Source organism: Gordonia aichiensis (assembly GCF_039946255.1).
In the GTDB taxonomy this organism is placed as follows: domain Bacteria; phylum Actinomycetota; class Actinomycetes; order Mycobacteriales; family Mycobacteriaceae; genus Gordonia; species Gordonia aichiensis_A.
The window spans coordinates 198,469-216,110 of record NZ_JBCDWL010000003.1; the positions used below are offsets into that span (position 1 = coordinate 198,469).

Genomic DNA, 17,642 nt, shown 5'->3' on the forward strand with positions numbered 1-17,642 from the left:
CTCGTCGGATACCGCTAGAACAGACGCGCCGGCAAAGTCCCCACCAACACCCTGCTCGGAGATCCAGTCCGGCCGCGCTACCAACGCGACCGCACCCGTATCGGCCACCAGCGACTCGATCCGCCGCACTGGCCCCGCAGGATCAACCGGCGCATACCCCGCACCGACCTTCCATGCGGCCAGCATCCCGACAACCCAATGAACCGACCGCTCCACCGCCAAAACAACCACGTCATCAGCGCCAGCACCTAGGGCAGCCAACTGAGCCGCCAACGCGTCGGCACGGCGCGTCAACTCTGTGTACGAGTACCGAACGCCGCCACCGACAACCGCCGCCACCGACGGATTCACCGCAGCACGTGCATTGATCTCCGCTACCAACGACTCCGCCACCACATCCGTCGAACGCTGCGACATCGCTAAGATCGCCGCGCGCTCCTCGCCGGCCACCGACAGCACATCACCGACCGGAACATTCACCCGACCGGTCACTGTCTCCAGCACTGACAAGAAGCGCTCAGTCATCGAGACTGCGGTCGCCTCGTCGAACAGGTCGGTGGCGTACACCAGCGAACCGGTCCAGTCGCCGTCGGCGGCCGAGATCTCGAAGGTGAGGTCTCGCTGGGCGGGGACCACGCGCTGGGCGACGCCGCTGATCTGCAGGTCGCCGACGGTCAGTGCGGTGTCGGCGAGCCCGGCGGCCGGGTCGACCGACAGCAGCACCTGTGCCAGCGGTTCGAAGGCTTCGCTGCGCACCGGGTCGACCGCGTCGACGACGGCCTCGAAGGGCACGTCGGCATGGGCGAAGGAGTCCAGATCGATGGCGCGCACGCGGCCCAGGAGTTCCTCGAACGACTCCCCCGAGGCGATCGGGGTACGCAGCACCAGGGTGTTGACGAACATGCCCACGAGCGGTTCGAGGGCGCGGTCGCCGCGGCCCGCGATGGGGGTCGCGACGGCGATGTCGTCGGTCGCGCTCAGGCGCGAGAGCAGTACGGCCAGCGCCGCGTGCAGCACCATGAAGGTGGTCATGCCGCGCTCGCGCGCGATCGTCTCGATGCGGGCGGCGACGTCGGCGGGGATCACGAAGCCGGTCCGTGCACCCGCGCGCGACGCGACGGCGGGACGGCTGCGGTCGGCCGGCAGGTCGAGGACGTCGGGGATCCCGGCCAGCTGCCGGGTCCAGAAGCCGAGCTGAGCACCGACGATCGAGGTCGGGTCGTCGGGCGAGCCGAGGGCTGCGCGCTGCCAGATCGCGAAGTCGGCGACCTGGACCGGCAGCGGCGCGAACTCGGGGGCGGCGCCGCGGCTGCGCGCGTTGTAGGCCGTCACCAGGTCGGTGACCAGCGGCACCAGCGATTCGCCGTCGGCGGCGATGTGGTGCAGGACGACCGCGAGGATCGTCTCGTCGGCGGCATCCGACGCTGCGGGAGCCTGCCACAGCCGGACGCGGATCGGCCAGTCGACGGCGACGTCGAATCCGGCGGCGACCGCATCGAACAGGGCGGCTTCGGTGTCGGTCCACTGCACCACGCGGCGCGCGGCGAATTCGGCGGGGTCGCCGATCAGCTGGCGGGGCCGGCCGTCGGCCGCCGGGAACGTGGTCCGCAGCATCTCGTGCCGCGCGATGACGTCGGCGACGGCCGCGGTGAGGGCGTCGACGTCGAGGTCGCCGGTCAACCGCAGGACGGCCGGGATGTTGTAGGCCGCCGAGCTCGGATCGAGCTGGTTGATGAACCACATCCGCTGCTGCGCGAACGACAGCGGGAGCTGCGCCGGCCGGGGCGTCGTCGCGACCAGCGGCGGCAGCACCGCGCCGCCGACCGGTGCCGCGGCGGCCAGTGCCCGCACCGACGGGCTCTCGAAGATCTTGCGGATGCTGATCGTCGTGCCGAGCGCGTCGCCGGCGCGTGCGGCCAGGCGCATCGCCGACAGCGAGTTGCCGCCGACGTCGAAGAAGGATTCGGTGACCGACACCCGGTCGAGGCCGAGCACGTCGGCGAAGACCGCGGCGAGGGCTTCCTCGCGCGGCCCGGCCGGCGCCACGAATTCGGTGGCGACCGAACCGAAGTCGGGTTCGGGCAGGGCGCGCCGGTCGATCTTGCCCGCGCTGTTGAGGGCCAGATCGTCGCGGACGGTCCAGACGGTGGGCACCATGTAGCCGGGCAGCTCGTGTGCGGCGGCGGCGCGGACGGCCTCGACGTCGACGGTGGCGGGCGAGAGGTACGCGACCAGGTGTTCGCCGCCGGCCGGGGCGGAGGCGACGGTGACGGCGGCCTTGACGACGCCGGGCGCACCGGCCAGGACGGCCTCGACCTCGCCGAGTTCGATGCGCTGACCGCGCAGTTTCACCTGGAAGTCGGTGCGGCCCAGGTACTCCAGGTCGCCGTCGGCGTTCCAGCGGACCAGGTCGCCGATCCGGTACAGGCGTGCGCCGGGCTCGCCGAACGGGTCGGCGACGAAACGCTCGGCCGTCAGCCGAGGCTGGTCGGCGTAGGCGCGGGCCAGCTGGACACCGCCCAGGTACAGCTCGCCGGGCACGCCCGCCGGGACCGGCCGCAGCCGCGAGTCCAGGACCAGCGCCTCGGTGTTCCACACGGGCTTGCCGATGCTCACCACGGCGGGTGCGTCGGACACGTCGGCCCAGGTCACCTCGACGGCGGCCTCGGTGGGTCCGAACAGGTTGTGGATGCCGATGTGCGGCAGCAGGGCGTGCGCCTTCGCGACGACGGCGGGCGGCAGCGCCTCACCCGAGGCGAAGAGCCACTTCAGCGAGGTGAGGGCGCGCACCCGGTCGGGGTCGACGACGTCGAGGAAGACCGACAGCATCGACGGCACGAAGTGCACCGAGGTGGCGGCCGTGTCCTCGAGGAGACCGAGCAGGTAGTCGGGGTCGGCGTGGCCGCCGGGGCGGGCGACGATGATCGTCGCGCCGGAGAACAGCGGACCGAACAGCTCGGGCACCGAGACGTCGAAGGTGAACGGCGTCTTCTGGATCACCCGGTCTCCGCGGGTCCACGGGAACGTCGCATAACCCCACGCCAGGCGGTTGACGACCGAGCGGTGCGAGACGGTGACGCCCTTGGGGCGGCCGGTGGAGCCGGAGGTGAACAGGGTGTAGGCGGCGTGATCGGGCGACAGCGGTGCCAGACGATCGGCGTCGGTGATCGGCGCGGTCTCGAGATCCACCTCGGAGGCGGCGGCGTCGACGGCGATGACACGCACCGAGCCGTCCAGTGCGGCAACACTTTCCGGCGCCGTGCCCGCGGCGACGAGGACCACGCGAACACCTGCGGTCTCGACCATGTAGGCCGCGCGGTCGGCGGGGACGGCGGTGTCGATCGGGACGTACTGGCCGCCGGCGGCGATGACCGCGTGGATGGCGACCATCATCTCGACGCTGCGGTCGATCGCGACGCCGACGGCGACATCGGGGCCGACACCCGCGGCGATCAGCTCGCGGGCCAGGGTGGCGACGCGGGCGCCGAACTCGCGGTAGGTGACTTCGCGGCCCTCGAACCAGACGGCGACGCGCTTGGGGGTGCGGCGGATCTGGGCGGCGACGGCGTCGCCGAGGGTGGTGGCCGGAACGGCGACGCGCTCACCGAAGGAGAGCGCCAGGACGGCGTCGACCCCGGCCGGCGAGGCCAGCGCGATGTCGGCGACGGTCTGGGCGGCGTCGGCCGCGATCGAGGACAGGATCTGCAGGACGCTCTCGCCAAGGGTGCGGGCCTGGTCGGCGGTGAACACCGCGGGCAGGTACTTCATCCGCACGGTCAGGCCGTCGCCGGCCGGCATGGTGATCATGTTGAGCGGGTAGTGGGTGGCATCGCTCATCTGCGCGTCGGTGATGACCAGTCCCCCGGCCACCTGCGCGTCGTCGGAGGCCAGCGAGTCGGCGTCGACGGGGTACGACTCGTGCACCGTGAGGGTGTCGAAGCCGATCGGGGCGTCGGCGGCCGCGGCGATCTCCGGCAGGTTGAGGTGCTGGTGGTCCAGGACCGCGACCTTGTCGGCCTGCAGGCGCTCGAGCATCGCGCCGACGGTGGCGTCGGGGTCGACGTCGACGACGGCGGGCAGGGTGTTGATGAACAGGCCGACCATCGCCTCGACCCCGTCGAGGTCGGCGGGGCGGCCCGAGACCGTCTCGCCGAAGGTGACGACCCGGTTGCCGGTCAGGCGGGAAAGCAGCACCGCCCACGCGGACTGCAGGACGGTGGCCAGGGTGGCGCCGTGCGCGCGACCGACCGCCTCGAGGGCGGTCAGGAGGTCGGCGTCGACGGTCAGGTCGACGTTCTGCGGCAGCAGCTGCTCGGAGGCGCCCGCGGCCGCCGGGGACACCAGTGTCGGGCCCTCGACCGGAGCGAGCACGCGACGCCAGGCGTCGAGTCCGGCGGCGGTGTCGCGCGCCGAGATCAGGCGCAGGTAGTCGCCGAAATCGCCGGTGGCGCCGCCGGCGGCCTGCCCGGTGTAGGTGGCGCCGGTCGCGTAGACGGCGAGCACGTCGGCCAGCACCAGCGGCCCGGACCAGCCGTCGAGGATGAGGTGGTGGTTGGTGGCGATGAGGGTCGCGGTGTCGCCGTGTCGGACCAGCACGAAACGCAGCAGGGGCGGCGCGGCCAGATCGAAGGGTTCCACGAGCTGGCGCCGGGCGATCGCCGCCACCGCCGCAGCGACGTCCGATTCGTCGGTTTCTTCGAGATCTACCACGGCCCACGGGAGTTCCGCGCGGTCGACGACGACGGCGACCGTGGCACCGCTGCCGGTGGTGACGAAGCCCGATCGCAGCACGCGGTGCTCGTCGAGGACCCGCTGGCCGGCGGCGCGGAGCCGGTCGGCGTCGAATCCGGCGTCGAGCGTCAGGATCGCCTGCGCCACGTACACGTCGACGGCCCCGGCGAGCTCCGCGGCGAGCTCGGCCTGGAAGAACAGTCCGCTCTGCAGCGGCGAGAGCGGCCACACGTCGGCGCCCGGGAAGCGGGCGGCCAGGGCGTCCAGGTCGGCCTGGGTCAGGTCGACGCCCGGGACGTCGGCGGGCGAGAGGCCGATCGGGGTGTCGGCGTCGACCGCCGCGACGATCGCCGCGAGTTCGGCCGACCAGCGGCGGCCGAGGTCGGCGAGGTCGGCGGCCGACAGGACCGCGCTCGGCGCGATCATCGACGCGACGAGCTCGCGGCCGTCGGCGGTGTGCTCGACGCCCGCGTTGATGGTGAGAGCGGCCTGGGCGGCCATGCCGCCGGCCGGCGAGGACGGGTAGGACGGCCCGCCGACACCGGTGAACGGGAGGGTCTCGCCTCCCGCGGCGCCGCCGCCGCCCGCACCGAGGTAGTTGAAGACGATCGACGGCAGCGGGCGACTCGACAGTTCGGTGCCGCCCGCTTCGGGGTCGCCCGATTCGGGGTTGGCCGATTCGGGGTTGGCACGGTAGCGCAGCCAGCCGAAGCCGAGGCCCGAGTGGGGCTGCGCGAGCCGCTCCTCCTTGGCGGCCTTGACCGCGTGCACCGGGTCGGTGCCCGGGTCGAGGTTCATCGGGGCGATGGAGGTGAACCAGCCGACCGATCGCGACAGGTCGGCGCGCACCGGCGCGTCTCCGGTGGCGAGGACCTCCTCGTACCGGCCGTGGCCTTCCAGCAGCACCGACACCGGTGCCGTGTCGGCGATGCCGCGCGCGGACTGCCAGGACCGGATCGCCCGGGCCAGGCCGGCCAGCAGGGCGTCGTTGACATTGCCCGCGAAGGCCTCGGGGACGGCGGCGAGCAGGGCTTCGGTGACCGACGCGTCCACCCGGTGCGTCACCGTGCCCGCGGTGGCGACCCGGTCGCGCCCGCGCTCGAGGTCGGTGCCGAAGTGGGTGGGCCGCACCGGAAGTCGGTCGAGCCAGTAGCCGGTCTCGGCGGCGTGCTCGCCGACCCGGTCGGCGAGCGCCTGCGACCAGGCGCGCTGCGAGGTGGTGACCTCGCGCAGGTGCACGCGGTGCCCGGCGCTGCGCTGCGCCCACACCGTGACCAGGTCTTCGATGATCGTGCTCCACGACACGGCGTCGACGCCGAGGTGGTGGATGACGAGCACCAGGCGGGCGGCGCCGTCGGACGCGGTGACCAGCGCTGCCTGCACCAGCCGGCCGCGCGCCGGATCCAGTCGTGCGGCCGCGGCCGCGTGCGCGGCCAACAGGTCGGCGGCGAACTCGGCGGCGTCGGCGCGGTGGGGGCTCGCGACCGCGGTGATCGCGGCAGCCGCGTCGAAGTCCTGTCCGGCGGTCAGCGTCCAGCCGTCCTCACCGCGGGTCAGCGACGCCGTCAGCATCGGGTGGTGGGCGACGACGGTCGCCAGCGCCTGGGCCACCTCGTCGACGGCGGCGCCGGTCGGGGCGGCCAGCGTCGCCGCCTGGTTGAAGTCGGCGAAATCGGCTGCGGTGTCGGAGTATTCGAGCATCCACTCGACGACCGGCGGAAGCACCACGTCGCCGGCGGCGCCGCCGCGGGGTTCGGCGAGCGCGGGCAGCGCCGCGTCGGTGTCGGCGATCGCCCGGGCCATCGCGCGCACGGTCCGATGCTCGAAGATCTGGCGGGGCGACAGCCCGTGGCCGGCCGCGCGCATCGCGGACGCCAACTGGATCGACATGATCGAGTCGCCGCCGAGCGCGAAGAACGACTCGGTGGCGCTGACGCGCTCGATGCCCAGCAGTCCGGCGACGACGGCCGCCAACTGCTCCTCGAGGTCACCGACGGGCGCCTCGTACTCGGCTTCCGCCGACGAGAAGTCGGGTTCGGGCAGGGCCCGGCGGTCGAGCTTGCCCGCCGAGTTCAGGGTCACCGAGTCGAGGACGGTCCACACGGTGGGCACCATGTACTCGGGCAGCGCGGCCTCCGCGGCGGCGCGGGCGGCGTCGATCTCGGCGGTCGCCGGCGACAGGTAGCCCACCAGATGCTGGGCGCCACCGGGCGCGGTGGCGACGGTCGCGGCGGCGTGCACCACGCCGGGCACCCCGGCCAGCACGGCCTCGATCTCGCCCAGTTCGATGCGCTGACCGCGCAGCTTCACCTGGAAGTCGGTGCGGCCCAAGTACTCCAGCTCACCGGTCGGCGACCAGCGGACCAGGTCGCCGGTGCGGTACAGGCGCGCTCCGGGCACGCCGAACGGGTCGGCGACGAACCGTTCGGCCGACAGTCCGGGCTGCGCGGCGTACCCGCGCGCCAACTGGACTCCGCCCAGATACAGTTCGCCCGGCACCCCCGCCGGGCAGGTCCGCAGCCGCGGATCCAGCACGCGCAGCGTGGTGTTCCAGACCGGCCGGCCGATCGGCACCACGTCGGGCACCGCGGTCACGTCGGCGTAGGCCACCTCCACGGCGGCCTCGGTGGGTCCGAACAGGTTGTGGACGCTGACCCACGGCAGTTCGCGGCGGGCCTGCGCGACCACCGGCGCGGGCAGCGCCTCGCCGGAGGCGAACAGCAGGCGCAGGCTGGTCAGCCGGGCCAGCGTCGCGGCCGGGACGAAGTCGAGGAAGGCCGACAGCATCGACGGGACGAAGTGGACGGAGGTGGCGCCGGACTCCTCGATGAGCGCGGCGATGTAGTCGGGGTCGGTGTGCCCGCCGGGTTCGGCGAGGATCACGCGGGCGCCGACCATCAGCGGCGCGAAGATCTCCGGCACCGACACGTCGAAGGTGTACGGGGTCTTCTGGATCACCCGGTCGTCGGGGCCCCACGGGTACTCGGCGAGCCCCCACTTGAGCCGGTTGAGGACCGCGCGGTGCGAGACGGTGACGCCCTTGGGGCGGCCGGTCGATCCCGACGTGAACAGGGTGTAGAGGGCGTGGTCGCCGTGCAGCGGCGACCGTCGCTCGGCGTCGGTGACCGGCTTCGCGGTCGGATCTGCGGGCCCGGAGGCGTCGACGGCGCGGACGTCGACGCCGAGTTCGGTCGCCGCGCGCGCCGCGTCGGAGACGGCGCCGTCGGTGAGCAGGATCTGCGCCGACGCCGTCTGCATCATGTAGGCGGCGCGGTCGGCCGGCGCCTCGGTGTCGATCGGCACGTACTGGCCGCCGGCGGCGACGATCGCGTGCACGGCGACCATCATCTCCACCGAGCGCGGCAGACAGACGGCGACGGCGTCGTCGGGACCGACGCCCTGCCCGATCAGGGTCCGAGCCAGCTCCGCGACCCGGGCGTCGAACTCCGCGTACGAGACGCGTCGACCCCCGAATTCGATGGCCGTCGCCTCCGGATCAATCGCCTTCCGGGTGACCACCGACTCGATCAACGCAACTCCTCCATACCCGAGACAACGGTCTCACATTCTATCTGGACTGACTGTCCCGTTCCCCAGCCCTCGATCAGGGCCTCTTCCTCCGGTGAGGTGAGGACGACGTCGTACACCGGCGTGCCCGGCGCGACGACCACCTCGCTCAGCACCGTGACCAGCCGCTCGCCGAACCGTCGCACGGTCGCCTCGTCGAACAGATCGGTGGCGTAGACCATCACCCCCGGCCACGGCTGCCCGCCGTCGGCGACCGAGACGCCGATCGTCAGGTCGCCCTTGGCCGGCGGCTCCGGCGGATCGACCGGACTGATCGTCAGTCCCCCGAGGTCGATGGTATCGCCACCGGTGTTCAGCTCCGGAAGCGTCGACTGATCGAAGGTCAGCATCACCTGCGCGAGCGGCGCGAAGGCCTCCGACCGCGTCGGCTTCAGGGCGTCGACGATCGACTCGAAGGGCACGTCGGCGTGCGACATGGCGTCCAGGTCGGTGGTCCGCACCTGTTCGAGGAGCTCGTCGAAGGTGGTCGACGGGGTCACCTCGGTGCGCAGGATCAGCGTGTTGACGAACATGCCGACCAGCGGATCGAGGACGCGCTGCCCGCGACCGGCGACCGGGGTCGAGACGGCGACGTCGTCGGTGGCGCTGAGGCGGGTCAGGACCGCGGCCAGCGCCGCGTGGACCACCATGAACGCCGACAGTCCGCGGTCGGCGGCCAACGCGGCGACCCGGGCGGCCACCTCGGCGGGGATCTCGAAGCCGACCGAGGCGCCCTCCTGCGAGGCGACGAGCGGCCGCGGCCGGTCGGCGGGCAGGTCGAGCACGTCGGGCAGGCCGGCGAGCTGCCGCGCCCAGTAGCGCAGCTGACCGCCGACCACGGAGGCCGGATCGTCGGGCGAGCCGAGCTCGGTGTGCTGCCAGAGGGCGAAGTCGGCGAACTGCACCTCCAGCGGCGCGAACTCGGGGGCGTGCCCGGCCGCGCGCGCCAGGTAGGCCAGCACCACGTCGGTGAGCAGCGGGCCCGTCGATTCGCCGTCGGCGGCGATGTGATGGACCACCACGGCCAGCACGTGTTCGGTGCCGTCGGCGTTCATCGGCCACAGCCGGACCCGGATCGGCCACTGCCGGGCCACGTCGAAGCCGCCGGTCACCGCCTCTTCGACGGCGCGCTGGGAGTCGACGACCGCCCAGTCGAGCTGGTCGGCGATGGACTCCACCGGGGCGATCTGCTGCACCGGCCGACCGTCGACGGACGGGAAGGTGGTGCGCAGGACCTCGTGGCGGGCGAGGACGTCGGCGAAGGCGGCGCGCATGGCGTCGACGTCCAAGGCGCCCGACAGTCGGACCACCGACGGGATGTTGTAAGTGCCCAGCGACGGTTCGAACTGGTTGATGAACCACATGCGCTGCTGCGCGAACGACAGCGGGATCACGTCCGGTCGGGGCACGACGGCCGTGACCGGCGGCAGCGCCGCGCCGCGCGTGTCGACGGAGCCGACCAGCGCGCGCAGGGATTCGGCTTCGAGCACCGCGCCCATCGTCACCGAGGCGCCGAGGGCCTCCGAGATGCGGGCGGCCGCCCGCGAGGCCAGCAGCGGGTTGCCGCCGAGCGCCAGGAACGACTCGGTCAGCGACACCCGGTCGCTGCCGAGGAGGTCGGCGACGATCGCCGCGACGCGCTCCTCGGCGACGTTCGCCGGTGCGCCCGCCCCGGCGGCGAGCGCCGCGTCCTCGCCGGGGGCCGTGGCCGGTCGGTCGGCGCGGCGCCCCACGTATTCGAGGACGGTCTGCCCGAGGTCGCCGGTGCGGCGGCGCACCACGTCGCCGGTGCGGAACATCCGCTGCCCGGCCGTCCCGAACGGGTTGGCGACGAACCGGTCGGCGGTGAGCCCGGCCTGCCCGAGGTAACCGCGGGCCAGGGCGCCGCCGACCACGTACAGGTCGCCGTCGGTGTCGGGCGCGACCGGCGCCAGCCGGTCGTCGAGGACGAGCAGGCCGACGCCGTCGACGGGCCCGCCGAGGTCGACGGTCGCACCCAGCGGGAGCGGCTCGCTGATCGTCACAGCGCCGGTCGTCTCCGCCGTCCCGTACACGTTCTGGATGCGGCGCATCAGCGCCCACTGATCCTTGAGTTCGACGGTGAGCTCGTCGCCGCCCGCGTAGACCACGCGCAGCGAGTGGAGCGTCGCCGGATCGAGGGTCGCCAGCACGGTCGGCGACAGCAGCGCATGGGTGATGCCCTGCCGCATCATGAACTCGGCGAGCGCGTCGCCGTCGGAGTCCGGGCCGAAGACGAGGGTGGCGCCGGCGGTCGCGGCCAGCAGGTACTCGCCGGTGAAGGCGGCCGAACTCGGCGCGGCGTGCCCGAGGACGCGGCAGTACTCGTCGACGCCGGCGCGGCGCGACTGTTCGGCGGCCAGGTTAGCCACGCCCGCGTGGGTGACGGCGACGGCGCGCCGCCCGTCGGCGGTGAGGCTCACGTACGCGGTGTTGCCGATCCGTGCCGGGCGGACCGGTTCGGCGGCGCTCGGGGCGGTCGCGTCGCCTGCGATCGACTCGTCGTCCAGTCGCAGCCAGGGCAGCTCGGTGGCGTCCGGGACGTCGGCGGCGGTGGCGGCCAGCCCGAGCACGGCGCCGCAGGTCCTGGCCGCGTCGGCGATGCGGTCGGCCGGGGTGGCGGGGTCGACGGCCAGGTAGGCGCCGCCGGTCTTGGCGATCGCCCAGATGGCGGTCAGCAGCGCCGCCGATCGGTCGGCGACCACCACGACGGTCGTCTCGGCGCCGATCCCCCGGGCGATGAGCGTGCGGGCCAGGGCGTCGGCCGCGGTGTCGAGCTGGGCGTAGGTGAGGAGCCGTCCGTCGGGATCGGCGACCGCCGGGCGCGGCCCGTGCCGCTCGACGGAGGCGGCGAGCAGGTCGGCCAGCGTCACCGCGGCGGTCCCGGTGCCTGCGAACAGGACGGCGTCGGAGGTCGGCGCGGTCATCGGCAGCGGGTGCGGATCGAGCTCGACCGCTGCGGCGGCGGCCGGGGCGTCCATCGCCGCGCCCGCGACGGGTGCGGCGGTGTCGGCGAGCAGGGCGGCGAGCAACCGGACCAGGCGGTCGCCGAACCGGATCGCGGTCGACTCGTCGTAGAGGTCGGTGGCGTAGCGGACCTCGACCGTCCAGTCGGCTGCGCCGGAATCGACGCTGATCAGCAGGTCTGCTCGGGAACCGACGTCCCGCCGCGGGCCGGGCGAGACCGTCAGCCCGGCCGCTTCGCCTGCGAGCGGCGCGGGGTCGAAGGTCTCCGGCAGCAGCGAGGCGTCGAGCGTCAGCCACACCTGCGCGAGCGAGGCGAACGCCGTCGACCGCACCGGGGCGACCGCGTCGACGACCGTCTCGAAGGGCACGTCGGCGCGGCCGAAGGCCTCGGCCTCGACGGCCGCGGTCGCCGCGAGCAGGTCGTCGAAGGACGCGTCGTCGTCGAGGCGGCTGCGCAGGACCACCATGTTGTCGAAGGCGCCGACGAGCGCGTCGAGCTCGGGGCGGACCCGCCCGGTGGTCGGGGTGCCGATCGCGAGGTCGGTGCCTGCGCCGAGCCGGGACAGCAGGACCGCGAGCGCGGTGTGGACGACCGTGAACTCGCCGGTCTCGTGCGCGCCGGCCGCGGCGCGGATTCCGGCGACGGTCGTCGCAGGCAGCGACGTGCGGACGACGGCGCCGCGACCGCTCGCGACGGCCGGGCGGGGACGGTCGGTGGGCAACCCGGTGGTCTCCGGCAGCCCGGCGAGCGCTCCGGTCCAGTAGTCCAGCTGCGCGCCGACCGGAGACGTCGGATCCTCGGCGGCGCCGAGCTCGCGGTGCTGCCACCGGGCGTAGTCGGCGTACTCGAGGGGCAGGGGCGCGGGCGTCGGCTCGGCGCCGTCGCGGCGGGCGTCGTACGCGGCGACCAGGTCGGCGGCCAGCGGCAGCCACGAGCGACTGTCGGCGACGATCGGGTGGGCCACCAGGGTGACGGCGTGCTCGCCCGGCCCCTCGGTCAGCACCCGGACCCGGAACGGGTAGTCGGCGGTCAGATCGAAGCGCGCGTGCACCGCGTCGTCGACCTCGGCCTGCGACGCCGCGACGGCCCAGTCGATCCGCGGTGCGGCGGTCTCGGCATCGTCGATCGCCTGATACGGCATGCCGTCGGCGGTCGGGAAGGTGGTGCGCAGGGCGCCCTGGCGCGCCGTCACGTCCAGCACCGCCCGGTGCAGGGCGGTCAGGTCGAGCGGACCGGCCAGCTGCAGGGTAAGGGCGAGGTTGGCGCGACCGGTGCCTGCCCCGAGCTGATTGTCGAACCACAGTCGCTGCTGGCCGAAGGTCAGCGGGATCTGTCCGGCGCTGCGGTCCGCGTTCGCCGCGACCGCCGCCAGTCCGCGGACGGTCGGCGCCTCGAAGACGTCGCGGACCGAGATCGACGCGCCCAACGCCTGCTCGGCGCGGGCGGCCAGCCGCATGGCCGACAGCGAGTTGCCGCCCAGATCGAAGAACCGTTCTGTCACCGACACGCGGTCGACGCCGAGGATCTCGGCGAACACCGCCGCGACCGCGGTCTCGGCCTCGGTCTCGGGTGCCACGTACTCGGCGCGCACGGCCGCGAACTCGGCCGGCGGCAGGGCCTGCCGGTCGACCTTGCCGGACGGGCTCAGCGCGATGTCGTCGACCACGGTCCACACCGTCGGGACCATGTAGCCGGGCAGTTCCGCGTAGGCGGCGGTCTTGATCGCGTCCAGATCGACGTCGCCGGGCGAGACGTAGGCCACCAGGTGCTCGCCGCCGTCGGGACCGGTCGCGACCACGGCCGCGGCCCGATCGACTCCCGGCACCTGCGCCAGCACCGACTCGATCTCGCCGAGCTCGATCCGCAGTCCGCGCAACTTGATCTGGAAGTCGGTGCGACCGAGGTAGTCCAGCTCGCCGTCGGCCGTCCAGCGCACCAGGTCGCCGGTCCGGTACAGCCGCGAACCGTCGGTCGCGAACGGGTCGGCGACGAACCGGTCGGCCGTCTGGCCCGCCATCGCGCCGTAGCCGCGGCCCACCGCGATCCCGCCGATGTAGAGTTCGCCGGGCACGCCGACCGGGGCCGGCGCCAACCGGTCGGTCAGCACATACAGATCGACGCCCGGGACCGCGCGTCCGATCGGCACCACGCCGCGCTCGTCGGCGGTCACCTCGTGGAACGACACCACGTCGCACGCCTCGGTGGGACCGTAGCTGTTGACCACTCGCAGGCCGCCGTCGATCAGTGCTCGCAGCGGCGCCAGTTTGACCACTTCGCCGCCCAGGAACAACACCCGCAGCGCGGCCAGGGCACCCGTCTCGTCGGCGTCGACGATCGCCTCGAACGCCGACGGCGCCGTGTTCATCACCGCGATCGACTCGGCGGCCACCACCGCCAGGATCTGCCGCGGATCGAACATCGCGTCGGCCAGGTGCAGGGTGGCGCCCGAGGCCAGGCCGGCCCACACGTTCTTCTGCGTCAGGTCGAAGGTGGGTGCCGAGGCGATCAGCACGCCCTCGCCCGCCGACAGCGCCAACTGTTCGCGGTACCACCCGACGGTGTTCTCCACACCGCCCATCGGGACCATCGTCGGCTTGGGCCGTCCGGTCGATCCCGACGTCGAGATCACGTAGGCCAGCCGATCCGCGCGGCCCTGCGGCAGCGGCAGCGCCGGCACCTCCCCGACCGGCTCGTCGGACACCGGCAGCACTGCCGCTCCGGCGAAGTCGTCGCCGATCCCCTGTTCGGCCAGCCATTCCGGCCGGCCCAGCATCGCCGCGGCGCCGGTATCGGTCACCAGCGCCTCGATGCGCCGGACGGGGCCGGTCGGATCGACCGGCGCGTACGCCGCCCCGACCTTCCACGCCGCGAGCATGCCCGCGACCCAGTGCACCGACCGCTCCAGCGCGAGGACCACCACGTCGTCGGTCCCGACGCCGCGCTCGGCCAGCGCCGCGGCCAGGGCGTCGGCGCGCCGCACCAGCTCTCCGTACGAGTACGCGACCCCGTCGCCGACCACCGCGCGCCGAGCCGGGTCGGCCGCCGCTCGCGCCGCGATCGCCGCCACCAGCGACTCCCCGGCCGGCGCCGGCCGCCGCTGCGAGCCCGCGAGGAGGTCGGCCCGCTCGGCGTCGGTCAGTTGCAGCACGTCGCCGACCGGAACGCTCAGGTCCGCGGTGACGGTCTCCAGCACGCGCACGAACCGCGCCGCCATGGTGGCCGCGGTCGCTTCGTCGAACAGGTCGGCGGCGTAGATCAGGGAGGCGGTCCAGTCCTGTCCGGGTTCGACGGCCACGTTCACGTGCAGGTCGTACTGGGCGGGCAGGTCGAGGGTGCCCGCGGCTTCGACGCGGACGCCCGCGACCTCCGCCGACAGCTCCTCGGGGGCGCCGTCGCCGACGAGCAGGATCACCTGGGCGAGCGGGCCGAAGGCCTCGCTGCGCACCGGGTCGACCGCCTCCACGACGGTCTCGAAGGGCGCATCCGAATGGGCGAAGGCCGCCAGGTCGGTCTGTCGGACCTGCGTGAGCAGGTCGGTGAAGGGCGCACCGGAGTCGAGTCGGGTGCGCAGCACCAGGGTGTTGACGAACATGCCGATCAGCGGGTCGAGTGCCGATTGACCGCGCCCGGCGATCGGGGTGGCGATCGAGATGTCGTCGGTCGCGCTGAGCCGACCCAGGTAGGCCGCCAGGGCCGCGTGCACCAGCATGAAGGGGGTCACCCCGGCGGCGCGGGCGGCCGCCAGGATCTGCTCGCCGACCTGTTCGCCGATCACGAATCCGTGCGTGCCGCCGCGGTGGGAGGCGACGGCCGGCCGCGGGCGGTCCATCGGCAGATCGAGCACCTCGGGCGCCCCGGCCAGCTGGTCGCGCCAGTACGCCAGTTGGCGGCCGACCACCGAGTCGACGTCGTCGGGGGCGCCGAGCGCCTCGTGCTGCCAGATCGCGAAGTCGGCGAACTGGACGTCGAGCGGTGCGAACTCCGGAGCCCGTCCGGCGCTGCGCGCGGCGTATGCGGCGACCAGGTCGGTGATGAGCGGCGCCATCGACTCGCCGTCGGCGGCGATGTGATGGACGACCGTGGCGAGGACGAACTCGCGCTCGCCGATCGGCCACAGCCGCACGCGCAGCGGCCATTGCGCCGTCACGTCGAAGCCGGTGGTCACCGCGGCGGTCAGCTCGGCCTCGGTGTCGACGACGGCCCACAGTCCGGGCTCGTCGGCGATCCGGTCGGGGTCGGCGATCACCTGGGCGGGCACGCCCGCGTCGGCCGGGAAGGTGGTGCGCAGGACCTCGTGACGCGTCACCACGTCGATCACCGCCGCGTGCAGCGCGGCGACGTCGAGGTCGCCGGTCACGCGCAGGACCGACGGGATGTTGTAGGTGGCCCCGCCCGGTTCGAACTGGTTGAGGAACCACATCCGCTGCTGGGCGAACGACAGCGGGATGCGATCCGGTCGCGGCTGCGCCGCGGTCACCGGCGGCAGCGCCGCCTCGTTCCCGGCGACGGCCGCGGCGAGTTCGCGCACGCTCGGCGCCTCGAAGACCTCGCGGACCGAGACCGCCACCGACAGCGCGTCGGCGGCGCGCGCGGCCAGGCGCATCGCCGACAGCGAGTTGCCGCCCACGTCGAAGAACGATTCGGTCACCGACACCCGGTCCAGGCCGAGGACGTCGGCGAAGACGACGGCCAGGGTCGCCTCCGCGGGCGTCGCCGGCGCCACGTACTCGCCGGCGAGGGTGCCGAAGTCGGGGGCGGGCAGCGCCCGGCGATCGACCTTGCCCGCCGTGTTGAGGGCGATGTCGTCGAGCACGGTCCACATGGTGGGGACCATGTAGGCGGGCAGCGTCTGTTCCAGGCTCGCGCGGACGGCGTCGGCGTCGGCCGTCGCCGGCGACAGGTAGGCCACCAGGTGGTCGGCGCCGCCGGGGGCGGTCACCACGGTCGCGGCCGCCTTCACCACGCCGGGCGCCGCGGCCAGGACGGCTTCGATCTCGCCGAGTTCGATGCGCTGACCGCGCAGCTTCACCTGGAAGTCGGTGCGGCCCAGGTATTCGATCTGCCCGCCGCTGTTCCAGCGGACCAGGTCGCCGGTGCGATACAGGCGCTCGCCCGCCGTCTCGGCGAACGGGTCGGCGATGAAGCGCTCGGCGGTGAGCGCGGGCTGGGCGGCGTAGCCGCGGGCCACCTGGGCGCCGCCCAGGTACAGCTCGCCGGGCACGCCGCGCGGCACCATCCGTAGCCTGCGGTCCAGGATGTAGGTGGCGGTGTTGGTGACCGGCTCGCCGATGGTGACCCGGTCGTCGTCCGGGCTCAGGACCGCGGTGGTGGCGTAGACGGTGTCCTCGGTGGGCCCGTAGTGGTTGAAGGCGCGCGCGTGCGGGATCGCGTCGAAGACGCCGGCCGCCACCGCGGGCGGCAGGGCCTCGCCGGCGATGTGGACGCGCTGCACCGAGGCGAGGGCGGAGGCGACGTCGCCGAGTTCGTCGAGGAAGACCGAGAGCATCGACGGCACGAACTGGATGATCGAGACGTTCGTGTCGCGGATCAGGTCGCGCAGGTACGCCGGGTCCCGGTGTCCGTCGGGTTCGGCGATGACGGTCGTCGCGCCGCGCAGGAGCGGCCAGAACAGTTCGGGCACCGACACGTCGAAGGTGTACGGGGTCTTGAGCATGATGACCGGGTCGGTCACCTCGCCGACGACGCCGTCGAACCAGTCGAGCAGGTTCATCAGGGCCCGGTGGGTGACGGTGACGCCCTTGGGGCGGCCGGTGGAGCCGGAGGTGAACAGCGTGTACACGGCGTGGTCGGGGTGCAGCGGCGCGAGCCGTTCGGCGTCGGTGACGGGTGCGACCGCGGCGTCGACCGCGGTCCGGGCGTCGACGGTCACCGTCGCCACCCGCGCCTCGTGGCCGCGCAGCGCCGGCGGCAGGTCGCCGGGGCGCACCAGGGCGAGCCCGGTGCCCGCCGTGTCGAGCATGTAGCCCGCGCGATCGGCGGGCAGGTCCGGGTCGACGGGCACGTACTGTCCGCCCGCCGCGACCACCGCGTGTACCGCGATCACCATCTCGACCGAGCGGTCCATGCAGACCGCGACCGCCGTCTCGGGGCCGACTCCCCGCCCGATCAGCTCACGTGCCAGCACGCTGACGCGCGCCGACAGATCGCCGAACGAGACCTCATCGTCCCCGCAGACCAGCGCGACGCTGTCCGAGTCTGCAGGCACCTGGATGAAATCGGCCACGGTTCTCTACGCCCCTCACGGTTGCACGTTCTCGGCCCGGGAGTTCGTCAGCGATCCCCGGCCGGCTTTCGAACACTCTCCGGTTGTTTTCAGGCAACCGGAGAGTGCACCAGA

2 protein-coding genes (1 of these 2 running past the window's edge) are annotated in these 17,642 nt (G+C 73.5%); both read right to left on the bottom strand.

The annotated features are described in order from the left end of the window. Positions 1 to 8,262, bottom strand: partial view of a non-ribosomal peptide synthase/polyketide synthase gene (locus tag AAFO60_RS05960; protein ID WP_347955252.1) — the 5' end (the start) only. The gene continues 26,175 nt to the left of window position 1, outside the view; only the first 8,262 of its 34,437 coding nucleotides appear in the window; the start codon lies at positions 8,260 to 8,262; the stop codon falls past the left edge of the window. Further along, positions 8,259 to 17,528, bottom strand: a complete 9,270-nt coding sequence (locus AAFO60_RS05965; protein ID WP_347955253.1) for an amino acid adenylation domain-containing protein — start codon at positions 17,526 to 17,528, stop codon at positions 8,259 to 8,261. The genes AAFO60_RS05960 and AAFO60_RS05965 overlap by 4 nt, the downstream gene beginning before the upstream one ends. Positions 17,529 to 17,642: the final 114 nt, after the last annotated feature.